This window comes from Streptomyces sp. NPDC002092, from assembly GCF_053593775.1.
The window spans coordinates 96,124-112,082 of record NZ_JBSFDG010000009.1; the positions used below are offsets into that span (position 1 = coordinate 96,124).

The 15,959-nt window shown below is 68.3% G+C and carries 14 protein-coding genes; 6 read left to right on the forward strand and 8 right to left on the reverse strand.

Translation table 11 applies throughout. The annotated features are described in order from the left end of the window. Positions 1–87: 87 nt before the first annotated feature. The 3 genes from ACWCRD_RS21810 (at position 88) to ACWCRD_RS21820 (ending at position 2,882) form a co-directional block, all read left to right on the forward strand. Positions 88–861, forward strand: a complete 774-nt coding sequence (locus ACWCRD_RS21810) for an IclR family transcriptional regulator domain-containing protein (RefSeq protein WP_115908899.1) — start codon at positions 88–90, stop codon at positions 859–861. An 18-nt stretch (positions 862–879) separates the two neighbouring features. Further along, positions 880–1,350 carry a GNAT family N-acetyltransferase gene (locus tag ACWCRD_RS21815; RefSeq protein WP_450967460.1) on the forward strand — a complete coding sequence of 157 codons (471 nt, stop codon included), beginning with the start codon at positions 880–882 and terminating at the stop codon, positions 1,348–1,350. Between the two features lie 80 nt (positions 1,351–1,430). Continuing rightward, a complete protein-coding gene (locus ACWCRD_RS21820; RefSeq protein ID WP_450967461.1) occupies positions 1,431–2,882 on the forward strand; it encodes a peptidoglycan D,D-transpeptidase FtsI family protein in 1,452 nt (483 codons plus the stop codon). Positions 2,883–2,892: 10 nt separating this feature from the next. Here ACWCRD_RS21820 and ACWCRD_RS21825 read toward each other — a convergent pair whose 3' ends face one another. Continuing rightward, positions 2,893–4,344, reverse strand: coding sequence for an NCS2 family permease (locus ACWCRD_RS21825; protein WP_450967462.1), 1,452 nt, complete (start codon positions 4,342–4,344; stop codon positions 2,893–2,895). Positions 4,345–4,583: 239 nt separating this feature from the next. On the opposite strand from ACWCRD_RS21825, the gene ACWCRD_RS21830 reads away from it, so the two are divergent. From ACWCRD_RS21830 to ACWCRD_RS21840, 3 genes are all read left to right on the forward strand, one after another. Continuing rightward, entirely contained in the window at positions 4,584–5,150 is a 567-nt protein-coding gene (locus ACWCRD_RS21830) for a SigE family RNA polymerase sigma factor (RefSeq protein ID WP_450967463.1), read from the forward strand. After that, entirely contained in the window at positions 5,147–5,986 is an 840-nt protein-coding gene (locus ACWCRD_RS21835; RefSeq protein WP_450967464.1) for a hypothetical protein, read from the forward strand. Before ACWCRD_RS21830 ends, ACWCRD_RS21835 begins: the two co-directional genes overlap by 4 nt. Positions 5,987–6,094: 108 nt before the next feature. After that, positions 6,095–7,777 (forward strand): rhamnogalacturonan lyase B N-terminal domain-containing protein, encoded by a 1,683-nt coding sequence (locus ACWCRD_RS21840; RefSeq protein ID WP_450967465.1) that lies wholly within the window; start codon positions 6,095–6,097, stop codon positions 7,775–7,777. Between the two features lie 106 nt (positions 7,778–7,883). Here ACWCRD_RS21840 and ACWCRD_RS21845 read toward each other — a convergent pair whose 3' ends face one another. The 7 genes from ACWCRD_RS21845 to ACWCRD_RS21875 form a co-directional block, all read right to left on the reverse strand. Then, the gene (locus ACWCRD_RS21845; protein ID WP_450967466.1) at positions 7,884–8,681 is read right to left on the reverse strand and encodes an HAD family acid phosphatase; all 798 of its coding nucleotides are present in this window, start codon (positions 8,679–8,681) and stop codon (positions 7,884–7,886) included. Between the two features lie 119 nt (positions 8,682–8,800). Continuing rightward, the gene (locus tag ACWCRD_RS21850) at positions 8,801–9,913 is read right to left on the reverse strand and encodes a right-handed parallel beta-helix repeat-containing protein (protein WP_450967467.1); all 1,113 of its coding nucleotides are present in this window, start codon (positions 9,911–9,913) and stop codon (positions 8,801–8,803) included. 181 nt (positions 9,914–10,094) lie between these two features. Continuing rightward, positions 10,095–11,120: a pectinesterase family protein gene (locus ACWCRD_RS21855; protein WP_450967468.1), complete on the reverse strand. Its 1,026-nt coding sequence runs from the start codon at positions 11,118–11,120 to the stop codon at positions 10,095–10,097. 1 nt (position 11,121) lies between these two features. After that, positions 11,122–12,258 (reverse strand): pectinesterase family protein, encoded by a 1,137-nt coding sequence (locus ACWCRD_RS21860; RefSeq protein ID WP_450967469.1) that lies wholly within the window; start codon positions 12,256–12,258, stop codon positions 11,122–11,124. 71 nt (positions 12,259–12,329) lie between these two features. Further along, positions 12,330–13,643 carry a pectate lyase family protein gene (locus tag ACWCRD_RS21865; RefSeq protein ID WP_450967470.1) on the reverse strand — a complete coding sequence of 438 codons (1,314 nt, stop codon included), beginning with the start codon at positions 13,641–13,643 and terminating at the stop codon, positions 12,330–12,332. Between the two features lie 17 nt (positions 13,644–13,660). After that, entirely contained in the window at positions 13,661–14,467 is an 807-nt protein-coding gene (locus tag ACWCRD_RS21870) for a rhamnogalacturonan acetylesterase (RefSeq protein WP_450967471.1), read from the reverse strand. A gap of 112 nt (positions 14,468–14,579) precedes the next feature. Beyond that, complete coding sequence (locus ACWCRD_RS21875) at positions 14,580–15,917, reverse strand: ABC transporter substrate-binding protein (protein WP_450967472.1); 1,338 nt, start codon at positions 15,915–15,917, stop codon at positions 14,580–14,582. Between the last annotated feature and the right edge of the window lie 42 nt (positions 15,918–15,959).

Sequence of the window (15,959 nt, forward strand, 5' to 3'; positions counted from 1 at the left end):
CAGGGTCGTTCGATATACTGAACGCTGTCTCTGATGATGAATATGCTGTTGGAGACTATTTCCCGTCGAACGAAGGGGTCAAGGGCGATGTCGGTAGCCGAGACAGGCGGCGGGGCACAGGTCAAGTCCGCGGTGCGGACGGTCGAGCTGCTCGAATACTTCGCCGGCCGGCCCGGTATGCACTCCCTCGCATCGGTGCAGGAGGCCGTCGGGTATCCCAAGTCCAGCCTGTACATGCTGCTGCGCACGCTGGTGGAGCTGGGCTGGGTGGAGACGGACGCGACGGGCACGCGGTACGGCATCGGGGTGCGGGCGCTGCTGGTCGGCACCTCGTACATCGACGGCGACGAAGTGGTGGCGGCGGCCCGCCCGACCCTGGACCGGCTCTCGGACGACACCACGGAGACCATTCACCTGGCCCGCCTGGACGGCACGAACGTGGTGTACCTGGCCACCCGGCAGTCGCAGCACTATCTGCGCCCGTTCACCCGGGTGGGGCGCCGGCTGCCCGCGCACTCCACCTCGCTGGGCAAGGCGCTGCTGAGCACGTACACGGACGAGCAGGTCCGCAAGATGCTCCCGGAGACCCTGCCGGCGCTGACCGAGAACACCATCACCGACCGGGAGAAGCTCATCGAGGAGCTGCACCAGGTGCGGGAGCAGGGCTTCGCCGTGGACCGCGAGGAGAACACCCTGGGGCTGCGCTGCTTCGGCGTCGCCATCCCTTACCGCACGCCGGCGCGCGACGCGATCAGCTGCTCGGTGCCGGTGGCGCGGCTCACCCCGGCCCATGAACAGATGGTCAAGGACGCCCTGTTCGACGCGCGCGACCGGCTGACCCTGGCGACCCGCAGGCTCTGACTCCTAGGCTTCGGCGTCATGGACGTCGTACTCCGTGAAGTGCACGACAGCGATCTGCCGGTCTTCTTCCGCCAGATGAACGATCCCGAGGCCCTGCGCATGGCCGCCTTCACTCCGAAGGACCCGGCCGACCGGGACGCCTTCGAGGCCCACTGGAAACGGATCCGGGCCTCCGAGGACGTTCTGCGCACGGTCCTGGTCGACGGTGACGTGGTGGGCAGCGCCGCGGTGTACGGCGAGCCTGGCGAGCGCGAGGTCACCTACTGGATCGACCGCGCGCACTGGGGCCGGGGCATCGCCACGGCCGCGCTGCGGGAGCTGGTGACCCAGGTGCCCGAGCGTCCGCTGTACGCCCGTGCGGCCGCCGACAACACCGGCTCCCTGCGGGTCCTGGCCAAGTGCGGATTCCGGGTGACCGCCCGGGCCTCCGGGTTCGCCAACGCGCGCGGCGAGGAGATCGAGGAGTTCGTGCTCGCGCTGGACGCCTGACACCGCCGTGGATGAGCGTCCGATGAGAAAGACGGACGCACGGGAACGATCGACCCTCTTCTGCTCGTCTTCCGAGTGGGATGAACAAGACGATCAGGCGGGCCGCCGTCTTCACACTGCTGCTGGTGATCGCTCTGCTGGTCAGGGCGACCTGGGTGCAGTTCTACGACGGCAAGGCCCTCGCGGACGACAAGTACAACCGGCGCAACGCGATCCAGACGTACGCGGACCCGCTCGGGAACATCATCGTGGGCGGCAACGCGATCACCGGTTCCGCGGTGACGAAGCACAGCGACCTCAAGTACAAGCGCACGTACAAGGACGGCAAGCTGTACGCGGCGGTGACGGGCTACGCCTCGCAGGCGTATGCGCCGACCCAGCTGGAGGGCATCTACCAGGACCTCCTGGACGGGACGGACAGCCGTCTCAAGACCGTGATGGACACGATCACCGGCAAGCGGGCCGACCCGGGCAACGTGGTCACGACGATCGACCCGGACGTGCAGAAGGCGGCGTACGACGCGCTCGGCGACAAGAAGGGCGGGGCCGTCGCGATCGATCCGAAGACCGGCAGGATCCTGGCGGTGGTGTCGACGCCGTCCTTCGACCCGTCGACGCTGACGGACGCCAACACCGCCGGCACGGCCTGGAAGAAGCTCAACGAGGACTCCGACAAGCCGCTGACCAACCGCGCGCTGCGCCAGCCGCTGCCGCCGGGCTCGACGTTCAAGCTGGTCGTCGCGGCCGCGGCGTTGGAGGACGGGCTGTACTCCTCGGTGGACGAGAAGACGAAGAGCCCGGACCCCTACACGCTCCCGGGCACCACCCGCGACCTGTCCAACGAGAACCCGGACGCGCCCTGCGAGAACGCGACGATCCGCACCGCGCTGCAGTACTCCTGCAACAACGTCTTCGCGAAGATGGCCGTCGACCTGGGCCAGGACAAGGTGAGGGCGATGGCCGAGAAGTTCGGCTTCAACGACACGCAGCAGGACGTGCCGGTGCGGGCCTACACCAGCGTCTACCCCTCGAACATGGACAGGTCCTCGACGGCCCTGACGGGCATCGGCCAGTACGACGTCACCGCGACCCCGCTCCAGATGGCCATGGTGTCCGCCGCCATAGCCAACGGCGGCAAGCTGGTCTCTCCGCATATGGTCTCGCAGATCACCGACAGCGGCGGTGACGTGCTGAAGAACTACGACGACAGCGCGGACACGAAGGAGATCGTCAGCTCCTCGACCGCCGGCCAACTGCAGTCCGCCATGCAGACGGTGGTGGACAAGGGCACCGGCACGAACGCCCAGATATCGGGCGCCACCGTGGGCGGCAAGACCGGCACGGCCCAGCACGGCGAGAACAACAGCAAGACGCCGTACGCCTGGTTCACTTCCTACGGCAAGGAGGGCGGCAAGGAGGTCGCCGTGGCGGTGATGGTCGAGCAGTCGGACGCGGCCCGCTCGGAGGTCAGCGGCAACGGCCTGGCCGCCCCCGTGGCCAGGGCCGTGATGGAGGCGGCCCTCAAGAACTGAGTCCGGGTTGCTACTTCACGCCCAGAATCTGCTCCACCGGGTCAATGGCGAAGTACACCAGGAACAGCGCGGACACACCCCACAGCAACCAGTGGACCTCCTTGGCCTTGCCCAGCACCGCCTTGATGAGGACGTAGGCCAGGAACCCCGCCCCGATGCCGTCGGTGATCGAGTAGGTGAACGGCATCGCGGCGATGGTCAGAAACGCCGGGATCGCGATCTCGTACCGGTCCCAGTCGATGTGCTTGACGTGCGTCATCATCAGGAACCCGACCGCGATCAGCGCAGGCGCGGCCGCCTGCAGCGGCACGATCGTCAGCAACGGCGTCAGAAACAGCGCGAGCCCGAACAACCCACCGGTGATCAGGTTCGCAAAGCCGGTGCGCGCTCCCTCGCCCACACCGGCCGCCGACTCGATGTAAGCGGTGTTGGAGGAGGCGGACCCCAGACCGCCGGCCACCGCCGCCGCGCCGTCGATGAACAGCACACGGCCGATCCCCGGCACCTGCCCCTGCTCGTCGAGCAGTCCGGCCTCCGCGCTGATGCCGACGATGGTGCCCATGGCGTCGAAGAAGTCCGACAGAATCAGGGTGAACACCAGCAGGACGGCGGTGAGGATGCCGGCCTTCGCGAAGCCGCCGAACAGGCTGAAGTGACCGATGAGTCCGAAGTCGGGGGTGGAGACGATCTTGTCGGGCACATGCGGGGTGGTCAGGCCCCAGCTCTTGATGTCCGCCACCGCGTCGATGATGATCGCGACGATCGTCATCGTCACGATGCTGATCAGGATCGCGCCCTTCACCTTGCGCGCGAGCAGCGCGATGGTGAGCAGCACGCCGAGACAGAAGACGAGGACGGGCCAGCCGGTCAGCCGGCCTACGGCCCCCAACTGCACGGGCACGGTGGTCTGTGCCGCGTCCGGGATACGGCTGACGAACCCGGCGTCCACGAAGCCGATGAAGGCGATGAACAGACCGATGCCGACGCCGATCGCCTGCTTGAGCTGCTGCGGAATGGCGTCCATGATCGCCTTCCGCAGTCCGGTGACGACCAGGACGCAGATCAGGATGCCTTCCAGGACGACGAGTCCCATCGCGTCGGACCAGCTCATCAGCGGCGCGAGCTGGAAGGCGACGACGGCGTTGAGGCCGAGGCCCGCGGCGATGGCGAGCGGGAGGTTGCCGCCGACGCCCATGATGATCGTCATCACACAGGCCACCAGGGCGGTGGCGGTGACGAGTTGGCCGGTGTCGAGGCTGTGGCCGAACTTGTCCTTCGCGCTGCCGAGGATGATGGGATTCAGGACAAGGATGTAGGCCATCGTGAAGAACGTGGCGAAGCCGCCGCGTATCTCCCGGCCGAAGGTGGATCCCCGCTCGGAGATCCTGAAGAACCGGTCGACGCCGTTCGCCGCTGGTGGCGCGGTACTCGGCCGGTCGGCCGTCTTCCTGGTGTCGGACATGGCGGGTGCTCCTAGGTGCCTGATTGATCAGTGTGCGGATGCTGGCTGGATTGTTCCCCCGGTGAACCCGTTTCAGGTTTTCTCCGTGTTACGGAATCGGTCGGCCCGCCAGACTGCGTTCGAAGGCCCGTACGAGCTGAGTGTTCATCACTGCTACGCTTCCGGATCTCGTCCGGGCCTCCTCCGGATGATCACATGCCTCACATGTCATCTACATGCCACGCACAGAGAGGTCGCCCGTGGGCACAGTCGTCGACGATGCAGCCTCCGTGGAGTTCCATGCCTTCTTCGAGCAGCACTACTCCGAACTGTCCCGGCTCGCCCATCTGTTGACCGGCGAGGCGGACGCGGCCGACGATCTGGCCGCCGATGCGCTGCTCGCCCTGTGGCACCGCTGGGACCGGGTGCGCGCCGCGGACCACCCGGCCGCCTACGCCCGGGGAGTCGTCGCCAACCTGGCCCGCACCCGGATCCGCAGCGCCGTGCGTGAGCGCCGGCGGATCTCGCTGTTCTGGTCGCCACGCGAGGAAAAGACCGAGAATCCTGACATAGCGGGCGTTGTAGACGTCCAGGAGGCGCTGCGCAGGCTGCCGTTCAGGAAACGGGCGTGTGTGGTGCTCCGGCACGCGTTCGACCTGTCGGAGAAGGACACCGCTCTCGCTCTGGGTGTTTCCGTGGGTACGGTTAAGTCCCAGACGTCCAAGGGGATGGCCGAGCTGCAGAAGATCCTCGGCTCCCGGGGCGCACCGCAGAAGGTGCACGCGGCGATGGCGCGCGGCGGCGAGAGTGGAGGAACGGACCGATGAGGCAGCAGGACGTGCACGACGAGCTGCGCGCCCGGCTGCACGAGACGGCCGAGGCGCACCAGCCGGACCGGGCCAGGATCCTGGCGCGGATCGAGCGGGGCATGAGCGAGCACAGCCGCCCCGGCCACCGGGCGACCCGTCCGCCGGTGTGGGGCTGGGCCCGGGTGGCGAGTGCGGCGGCCGCGGTCGCGGGCATGCTCGCGGTCGGCGGTTACGCGGTGGCCTCCGCGGTGAAGGACGACACTCCCCCGCAGCGGGAGACGGTCTCGGTCTCCCCGACGCCCACGCCGTCCCCCGATGCGACGAGCCGGGCGCCCGTCCCGCCGGTGAACCGGACTCCGAGCACCCCCGGGCCGTCCCACAAGCCGAGCAACACCCCTGCCGGCAAGCCCTCCGCCTCCGTGCTGACGCCCGCCGCCCGCGAGAGCGACGGTCCGCTGTGGTCGGAGGGCTCGACGGGCCCGCACAACAACGACTTCTGGGCGCAGAGCAACATCACGCTCAGGACGAGCGAGCAACTGACCGCCCTGACCGTGCAGTTGAAGGTCGCCCAGACCGGCCGGGTCACCTCGACCGGGGCCTGGCGCTCGCTGCCGGAGCAGGACTTCGACCTCACGGTCGGCGAGCAGAACGGCTTCCTCGTCTACACCTGGACGCTCAAGGCGGGACGTACGGTCCCCAAGGGCGAGTGGGTGTTCGCCGGACAGTACAACCACCGGAGCGGCAGCCGGGACGCCAGGGACGACACCTATGCGATCACGGCCACGGCGGGCGGCACGCAGCGTGCGGTCGGCGGCGGCTTCGGGGCGCAGACCGGCGACAAGGGCGGCTCCTGAAAAATCTCGAAACCGGCGGCAACCCTTTCCTCGGCTGCGGCAACCAGGACATGCAGGATCTCCTCCCGTACAGCTGAGTGAAACTTCAAGCACGACAGGACCGTGACCTTGAGCACGCACAAGAAGCACCTCACCCGCCGCCGGGTGCTCGGGGCCTCCGCCATCGGCGTCGCCGCCACCGGCGCCGCCGTGGCCGGAGGTGCCGGCCTGCTGTCGTCCGCGTCCGCCGCGGCCTTCGGCTACCAGGACGACGGCAGGAACTACGTCGTCGACACCGGTTCCTCCCTCGTCTTCAAGGTCTCCAAGACGACCGGCGACCTCACGTCCCTCGTCTACAAAGGCAAGGAGTACGAGGGCTACGGCGGCAAGCACTCGCACGTCGAGTCGGGGCTCGGGGCCTGTGCCGTCACCATCAAGCAGTCGGGCCCGACGATCCTGATCAAGGTCGTGCACGGCGCGATCACCCAGTGGTACGCGGCCCGCAGCGGCCAGAACAACGTCTACCTGTGGACGAACAAGGCCGACGCGTCCTTCACGGCGACCCGCTACATCGTCCGCCTCAAGCCCGGCATGTTCCCCAGCACCGGCTCGGACGCCTGGGACTCGACGAGGGACAAGATCATCGAGGCGGGTGACGTCTGGAAGAGCCCGGACGGCACGACCCACTCCAAGCACTACTCGGGCAAGCGGACCATCGACTACGACCACGTCGGCTTCACCACCGGCTCGGTCGGTCTCTGGATGGTCCGCTCCAACCACGAGAAGGCCTCCGGCGGCCCCTTCTACCGCTCACTGCTGCGGCACTCGAACGACGGCGGCGCCGGCCTGTACGAGATCCTGCACTACAACGAGGCCCAGACGGAGGCGGAGCGCTTCGGTCTGCAGGGCCCGTACGTCCTCGCCCTCACCGACGGCGGCGCCCCCTCCTCCTCGCTCTTCCAGGCGAACCTGGACACCTCATGGGTGGACGGGCTCGGTATCACCGGCTGGGTCGGCAAGGCGGGCCGCGGCAAGGTGGCGGGCGTCGGCCTGAGGGGCATGGACGCCAAGTACCCCTACACCGTGGGCTTCGCGAACGCGGACGCGCAGTACTGGGCGAAGGCCGCGGCCGGCACGGGTGCCTTCTCCTGCAAGGGGATGCTCCCGGGGACGTACGCGCTGACCGTCTACAAGGGCGAACTCGCCGTGCACACCGAGCCGGTGAAGGTGACGGCGGGCGGTACGACGTCCCTGCACACCCTGAGCATCACCGGCGACCCGTCCGCCGCCTCCGCCGTCTGGCGGCTGGGCGACTGGGACGGCACGCCCGGCGAGTTCAAGAACGCCGAGCTGATGACGTACGCGCATCCCTCCGACGGCCGCGCGGCCAGGTGGACCGGCAACGTCACCATCGGCGGCGGCAGCGAGGCGGCGTCCTTCCCTGCGTACCTGTGGAAGGACGTCAACGACGGCATCCTGGTCTACTTCAAGCTGACCAAGGCACAGGCCGCGGCGGCGCACACGCTGCGGGTGGGGGTGACGGACGCGTTCGCCGGCGGGCGGCCGCGGGTGACCGTGAACGACTGGGTCTCGGCCGTTCCCACAGCCCCCACACAGCCCTCGACTCGTTCCCTGACCACGGGTTCGTACCGTGGAAACAACCACACCTTCACTTTCCGCGTCCCTAACAGTGCATGGAAGACGGACACCTCCCAGTACAACGTCCTGAAGATCAACATCGTGAGCGGTTCGGGCGGCACGGCCTATCTCAGCGCCGGCACGTCGTTCGACTGCCTGGACCTGCTGACCTGAGCCCCCCTCGGTCAGCAGAAGAACGCCCCGCCGGTGACGACCGGCGGGGCGTTTCACACCTCAAAGGGGCGCGGGGAACCGCGCGACCACGTCGTCGGGAACGGGCTCAGCTGACGAAGTACGTCGGGTTCGGCAGCTTGTACGTGCGGTCGGCGTAGCCGCCGTCCAGGTCCGAGTACTGGTCGCCGAAGTTGGCGACGATCTCGTAGCCGAGGTCGTCCTCGATGTGCTTGCGGGTGCCGGACTTGTACTGCACGGTCGTGCAGGTCCAGGTGCCCGGCGTGGCGCAGGCGCTCAGATAGGCCGGCGGGTTCGCCTTGTCCTTGAGGAACATGTGGTCGGCGTCGAGGTTCACATCGGCGCCGATCTTCTTCAGGTTCGCGACGGCGGCGGTGCGCTGCGCCTCGCTCAGACCCGAGTTGTAGAAGACCTCCACGCCCTTGGACTCGGCGTACCGGACCAGCTCGGCGCTGCCGAACACACCCGGGCGGTCGGCCTTGTTCACGTAGTCGGCCCAGGTGGTCGGGTTGTACGTGTAGTTGTAGCGCTTCTCGTAGTCGAGGCTGAGCAGCAGCGTGTCGTCGATGTCGAACATGACCGCGGGCTTCTCGCCCCGGTGGTGCGCCTTGCGGGCGGCCCGGTCTATGTACTTCCTGGCGGCGGCGTCGATGTGCGCCAGATCCTGGGCGTACGGGCTGTCGGGAGACGCCTGGTACACGCCGCTCGCGTCGGCCGTGGTGCCGTAGTAGGTGTCGATGTCCTTCACCAGGAGACCGATGTTGTACGGCTCGTGGGTGGAGTTGGCCGTGGACTGTCCGGCCGTGGCCGCACCGGCGCCGTAGAGGGCGCCGCCGGCGAGGGCACACGCTGCGGCGATCGCCGCGATACGCAGTGGCTTATGCATGACAGGTTTCTACGCGCGTCACCCCGGTGGGCGCGAGACCCGTTGCCTGATCGATACCTCTTCCGCAGGCAAAAAACGGGTCAAGCGCCCTGGACGGGAAGGTTCCGGATCGATACCGCTCAGTTCATCGTCGCCCCGATCGTGGTGCTCCCCGTCGTCAGGAACGTCGTCGCGGGCAGGGTGCCGCTGGAGCTGCGGGCGTTGTACGTCGTGGAGGCGTCCGTCGACTTGAAGGCCGGGGTCGAGATCCCGGAATCCCAGTTGTTGCCGGACGAGGTGACCGCGGAGCCCTTGGTGACCGGGCCGCTGCCGTTGCCGACCGCGAGGTTCTTGCCGAGCTTGGCGGAGCTGGTGGCGAAGTAGTAACCCCACTTGCCGTTGGCGTAGGCGGTGGTGCGGTTGACGCTGATCGAGCCGGTGTTGGAGTTCTCGGTGAAGCCGTTGCCGGCGTTGCCCCAGGCGGCGGAGTTGTTGACGACGTGGGCGACGGTCACGCCGTTGCCGCCCAGCTTGTAGCCGTTGCCGTTGCCCGCGAAGGCGGAGTCGCCCCAGCGGTTGACGCCGTTGCCGAAGGACCAGGAGTGCTCGATGGTGACCGGCGAGGAGAAGGACCACAGGTCGATGCCGTCGTCCGAGTTGTTGTACAGGCGCGCTCCGGTGACCAGGTTGCCGGTTCCGGAGCCGAACTTGATGGCGACGCCGTCCGCGTTCTGGCCGTGGCCCGCGGCGTCGTAGTTGCCGTAACTGTCCAGGTTCTTGACGGTGTTGTCGACCGTGCCGTCGCCGGTGAGCGTGAAGCCGGAGTCGCCGCCGTCGATGGTCTTGATGTTGTTCCAGTTGGTGCCGGTGCAGGACTGGCAGACGACGGCGCTGTCCGGGGAGTTCTGGAAGGTGATGTCGGAGACGTTCCAGTAGTCCGCGGTCAGCTTGAAGATCCAGGAGCCGGACGGCAGCGAGGAGCCGTCGATCTTGACGGTCTCCGAGCCGTACGCGGTGAGCGTGATCGGCGCGGAGGAGGTGCCGTTGGCCGTGGACTGCAGGGTGGCCGTGGGGTAGTAGGTGCCGCCTCGGACCTGGATGACGGTGCCGGCGGTGGCGTTCTTGATGGCCTTGGACAGATCGGTCGAGTTGCCGACGACCACGGTGGCGGCCTGGGCCCGGGTGGGGAGTACGGCGAGACCGGTGCCGAGAGCAAGGGCGGCCAGGGTGGCGAGTGCGGTACGACGAGACATGGAGAGCGGTTCCTTTCTCGTACGGGTTCTTGTGCGGGTTCTCGTGCGGGTGGGGGGAGGGTTCACCGGACGGTGGTTCAGAGGACGGTGGTTCAGACAGGCGGCTCCGCCGCGGGGCGCGACCGGCCACGACGGCGTAGCAGACGCCCGACGACACACCGCGGCACAGCCGGCGGAGCGCTTACGCACGGGGCCGCCAATCGCCGAGATACGCCTCACGGTTGTGCAACCGGGCTTCGTCCTCCGTGAGTTGAGGGCGGTTCTCCGGAATCGTGACCGCTGCTCCCGGGCCCGTGTTGCGGTACTCCCTGAACCGCATGGTCTGCCAGGGGTAGGCGTCCCGCATGTTGACGTAGGGCGTGACCGGGTCGATGCCGGACCCGATCCAGGTGTCCCGGACGACGAGGGACGGCCAGGCCGTCGTCTCGTACGACGGCACCCAGGGCCGCGCCAGCTTGTACGCCGCGTCCTCGGCGCCAGAGGTGATGCGGGAGCGGAGGGCCAGGATGCCGTGCGGGTTGGCGCGGGCGGTGGAGGGCGCGAAGACCATGCCTTTGGGGGTGAAGGCCACGTCCCGCCGCAGCGTGTGGAAGTGGCACTCCTCGAACACGGCGGTCGCCCGCCCGAAGACGAAGTCGACGTCACCCTCGATGCAGCAGCGGTGGAAGTACTGCCGGTCGAAGGCGTCGAGCGCGGTCGTGTCGACGAAGAGGGTGTCCTGGTGGGCCAGGAAGCGGACGTTCTCGAAGCTCGACCGGTCACCCGTCACGTACGCGGCCACGGCCTGGGTGCCGGTGATGTCCGGGTGGTCGGCGCGCAGCCAGTCGTTGGCCAGGGTCAGGTCGCGGACGGTCAGGCCGGGGGCGGCGGAGGTGAAGGTGGCGGAGCCCGGCGTCCCGTATGTCGTGCCGTCGGGCTTCTTCGTGCCGTTCGCGTGGTCGAAGACGATGACGGTGTCGCGCGGGTCGCAGGTGGCGCTGCGGATCGTCAACTCGCCCGCGGGCGCGGGTACGTTGACGACCTCCCGGTAGGTCCCCGGGTGCACCACGATCGTCCGGCCGGGTCCGTGCACCGCGTCCACGGCCGCCTGGATCGAGTCGCCTGGGTGCACGTGCAGGACAGGACGGCGGGCGCTCGCGAAGGCGGGGCCGGCTCCGGCGGCGACCAGGCCTGTCGTGATGCCCGCCAGAAGTGCGCGCCGGCGCATGTCAGCAGGCCCCCTTCCACGGCTTCCAGTCGCCGAGATAGGCCTCGCGGGTCGCCGACTCGGCCTGGGCGTCGGTCAGTTGGGGCCGGTTCTCGGGAACGGTGACCTCGGCGCCGGGTCCGGTGTTGTGGTACTCGGCGAACCGCTGGTTCTGCCACGGATAGCTGTCCGACATGTTGGTGTAGGGCGCGACCGCGTCGGTCCCGGGCCCGAGGCGGGTGTTCCGGACGGTGAGCATCGGGCGGGCGGTGGTGTCGGAGCCGGGCACCCAGGGCCGGGCCAACTTGTAGTAGGCGTCCGGGGCTTCGCTGCTCATCCGGCTCCGCGTCACCAGGTAGCCGCGCGGGTTGGCGACCGCCGTGGAGGGCGCGAAGACGAAGCCGTAGGGGGCGGCGGCCAGGTCGGTGCGGTTCAGCGTACGGAAGTGGCAGTCCTCGTACACCGCGGTCGACCGCCCGAAGACGAAGTCGACGTCGCCCTCGACGTAGCAGTGCGCGAAGTACTGCCGGGCGAAGGTGCCGAGCGCCATCGAGTCGGCGTACAGGGTGTCCTGGTGGCCGAGGAAGCGGCAGTGGGTGAAGGAACTGCGGTCGCCCTGCACCTTGATGGCCACCGCCTGCGTGCCCGTGATGTCGGGGTGCTCGGCGCGCAGCCAGTCGTTGGCGAAGGTGATCCAGCGGGCCGTGAAGCCGTCCGCCTGCACGGTCGTGGTGGCGGAACCCGTGGTGCCGTAGGTGCCGCCGCCCGGCTTGGGGGTGCCGGCCGCGTTGTCGTACACGATCACGACGTCACGGGGGTCCTCGGAGGCGCCGATCCAGGTCGCCTCCGTGCGGGTGGCGTCGACGGCGACCGTCTCCCGGTAGACGCCGGGGGCGAGCACCAGCGTCCGGCCGGTGCCGCTCGCCGCGGTCACGGCGGCCTGGACGGTCGTGAAGTCACCGCGGCCCTGCGGGTCGACGTAGAGGGTGCCGGGCGTGAGGCGGCGGGCCGGGGAACCGTAGCGGCCGAACGGGCGCGCCCCCGCGTCGGCCCGCGCGGGCGTCGAGGCGAGCCCGAGCGCGGCGGCTGCCCCGACACTCGCGGCGAGGAAACCCCGTCTCGGCAACGGGAGTTGAGGCTGAATGGAAGGCGAGGGCATGCGGGTGCTCCTTCGCGGTGCGGCTCATGGGAGAAGCGGCCGGGGCGCGCCGGGCGCCCCGGCCGGGGGCGTCAGCGCAGGTTGCCTGCGCCCGCGCAGTGGTCGACGATCCCGGGGACCGCCTGGACCGGATCGACCTTCGTGCGCAGCGTCGGCGTCCAGCCGGCGCCCGAGCGGAGGATCTCGGTGGGCACTTCGGCGTTGTGGACGGCGATGAGATCGACCGGCTCACCGTTGACGTAGTTGTCGTCGGCGGTGAGCGGCGAGTCCTTCCACTTCTTCAGGATCTGCCCGGCGCCGACCCCGTCCGGCAGCGTGAACGCGTTGTGCTCGGCGACGAGCTGGGACTCCATGCCGATGCCGTAGCTGTAGGAGTAGCCGTCCTGGGCCACGAAGTGGTTGTTGTACGAGTCGACCTGCCCGAAGCGGACGCGCGGGGCGCGCTCCACCAGGCCGGAGAACAGGTTGTGGTGGAAGGTGACCTTGAGGTGGCCGCGGTCGACGGCGGCCGTGGCGGCGCTGTCGCTGTTGCCGACGAGGATCGTCTTGTCGTGGTTCTCGAAGACGTTCCAGGAGGCGGTGATGTGGTCCGAGCCCTTGACGATGTCCATCTCGCCGTCGTGCTGCTCGAAGATCCGCCCGTAGTAGTACGGCAGCGTGCTGTCCGGGTGGTCCCCGTCGGTGAACGTGTTGTGGTCCATCCACACGTGCGTGCCGCCGTAGATGTCCACGCTGTCGTACTCGGAGTTCCAGTTGCCGTCGGCGGTGTCGGTCGGGTCCCACTGCGGGAAGCAGTCGAGGGGGCTCTCGAAGCTCAGGTTCCGCACGATGACGTTGTCGACGGCCTTGATCTGCAGGCTCGCGCCCTTGAAGCCGGCGTCCTTGCCCACGCCGATGATCGTGGTGTTGGCGGGGACGTACGCCTTGATGTAGGCGTCCTGGTCGGCCTGGGAGGCACGGCGCAGGCCTTCGGGGCTGTCGTCGGGCTCGCCGTCCAGGTTCTTGTCACGACCCCAGACGGCGGGGTCGTAGGTCTTCAGGTACGTGGCGAAGTCGTACCCCGGCGCCTCGAAGGAGGCGCAGCTCGGGCCGTCGGCGTCGATCGTCCCCTTGACTCTGACGATCTTCGGCGCGCTGCCGCCGGCGGCGAGGGCGGCCTTGAAGCCGGCCCAGTCGGTGACGGTGTAGACATGCGCGGCGTCGGCGGCCGCGCCGCCGGTGGTGCCGGTGCCGTAGGAACCCCAGCCGTCGTTCGCGCCGAGCGTCTGCCGGCCGAGGTCCCGGGCCTGGGCGTGGGCGGAGGCGGTTCCGGTGACGCCGAGCACCAGGGCGGTGCACCCCACGACGGATACTATGACGCGTCCATGACATTTCTGTGTACGCACTGTGCGGCTCTCCTTGGTTACGCGACCGAGGCGCTGCTCGCCTCGGGCCAGGTGATCCAGGACGTCGGAATCTCGTCGTCCAGCCGGATGACATCGCGCGGCGCGAGCACCCGCGTGCGCAGCAACTCCCGCGCCACGAGCCGCGCCACGGCGATAGCGCCCGGCGGATTGAAGTGCGTGTTGTCCTGTTCGGTGGCGGTCCAGTTGAAGTAGACCTTCGTCTCCTCCACCCCCAGCCGCTGCCACAACGCCAGCGACAGCGCCTCGATGTCGAGCAACGCCACCCGCTCCTGCGCGGCAAGCGCGCGCATCGCCGCCGGATATTCCCCATGGGTCGGCACGGCGTTCCCGTCCGCGTCGAACCTGCGCCGCTCGACGGGCGTCGCGAGCACGGGCCGGGCACCTTTCGAGCGCGCCCCCTCGATGTACAGTCGCAAGTAGTCCTGGTACGTCGTCCAGGGCTCGGTGTACCGGGTGGGGTCGTCGCTCTTCTCATCGTTGTGCGCGAACTGGATGAGAAGGAAGTCGCCGGGCTTGATCAGCCCGAGAATGACATCGAGCCGTCCTTCGTCGACGAAACTCTTCGAACTCCGCCCGTTCACCGCATGATTGGCCACCACCAGGTCTCTGCGGAGAAAGAAGGGAAGCGCCATACCCCACCCGGTCTCGGGAGCGGCGTCGGCATATTTCTGCGCGGCGGTGGAATCACCGGCGATGTAGAGCGTGCGGTGGCGCTGCGCTGCTTGCGCGGTACCGATGCCCGTCAGGGCGAGAGGAATGGCGCCAAGGGCCGCCTTGGTGACCTGTCTGCGGGTAAGGGACACGAGCGTGTGCCTTTCAACAGGGGTTTGGGGAGCCGACCTAGGGGCGCGGGGAACTGCGCGACCAGCCACGAACCGACCGGCACTCCCCCACCACCCGAAACCACCCGAGCTCTCAGTGGTTCTTCTTCCAGTCCGCCTGCGCCTTGTTCAGCTGATCGGCCAACGTGTCCAGAAACTCCTTCCCGCTCAACTTTCCGAGCAGGACCTTCTGGAAGTTCGGCTCGTTGTCGGCCTTGGAAATCGTGTTCCAGTCCGGCAGGTAGTACGGCAACTGCACAATCTTGGTGTCAGCCCCGTTCAGCGCGGCAGCGGCCAGCTTCGTGGGCTCGGCCTTCTGGATCCACGCGTCCTGCGCGGCTTCCGTGTTCGCCGGAATCTGCCCCGCGGACTGGTTGAACTTCGAGTTCTCCTCGTGCGAGACGGCGAACTCGACGAACTTCCAGGCAGCTGATTTGTTCTTGCTGGACTTGAAGACGCTCAGCCCGTCCACCGGGTTGGATATCTGCACCCGGGTGCCGTTGTCCTGCGTCGGGTTGGGCAGCCCGCGGAACTTGTCAGCGCCCAGCGCCTTCAGATGGTCCTGATAGGACCCCAGGTTGTGGCTCAGCATGCCGATCGTGCCGCTGTCCCACTGGGCGACCATCTTGGTGAAGTCGTTGTTGACGTCGGCGGACGGGGTGTCCTTCTTGTAGAGGGCGACGTACTTCTCCAGCGCGGCGACGTTCTTCGGGTCGTTGACCGTGGTCTTGTCGCCGTTCCAGAACGAAGTGATACCGCTCTGGCTGTACGACGCGTCCAGCGCCGGCGCGATCGAGCCCTCGCCACCGCGAATGGTGAACCCGAACTCGTTCTTGCTCTTGTCGGTGAGCTTGTCGGCGGCCTCGTAGAACTTCGACCAGGTGGTAGGCGCGTCCAGGCCGGCTTTCTTGAACAGGTCCGTCCGGTACCACAGCGTGCCGTTGTTGGACGAGGTCGGGATCTGGTACAGCTTGTCGCCGCCGCCCGCGGCCTTGCTGCTTTCCAGCAGGTTCTGGCTCAGCTCGCCGTTCAGGGAGCTCTTCGCCAGGCGGCCGTCCAGCGGCTCCAGCGCGCCCTGGACGGCGACCTCGGCGAGCATCGCGGTGCCGACGCCGCCGACGTCCGGCAGGCCGCCGCCCTGGATGGCGGTGTCGTACTTGGACTGGGCGCTCGCGGCGGGGATGCCGACGTAGTTGACCTTGATGTCCGGGTTCTTCTTCTCGAAGTCGGCGATGATCTGCTTCCAGATGTCGGTCCGGACACCGCCGTTGTTGTCCCAGAAGGTGATCTCGCCCTTGCCGGAGCCCTCGTTGCCCTTGTCCCCCGCGCTGCCGCTGCCGTCGTCGCCGCAGGCGGTGGCGGTCAGGGCGAGCACGGAGCCCAGGGCGACGGCGACGGCCGCGCGCCTGCTTCTGCGGATGCTGCTCTTCATTGGTCGGCTCTCTTCTGCTGGATCCAACGGAGACACGAAGTT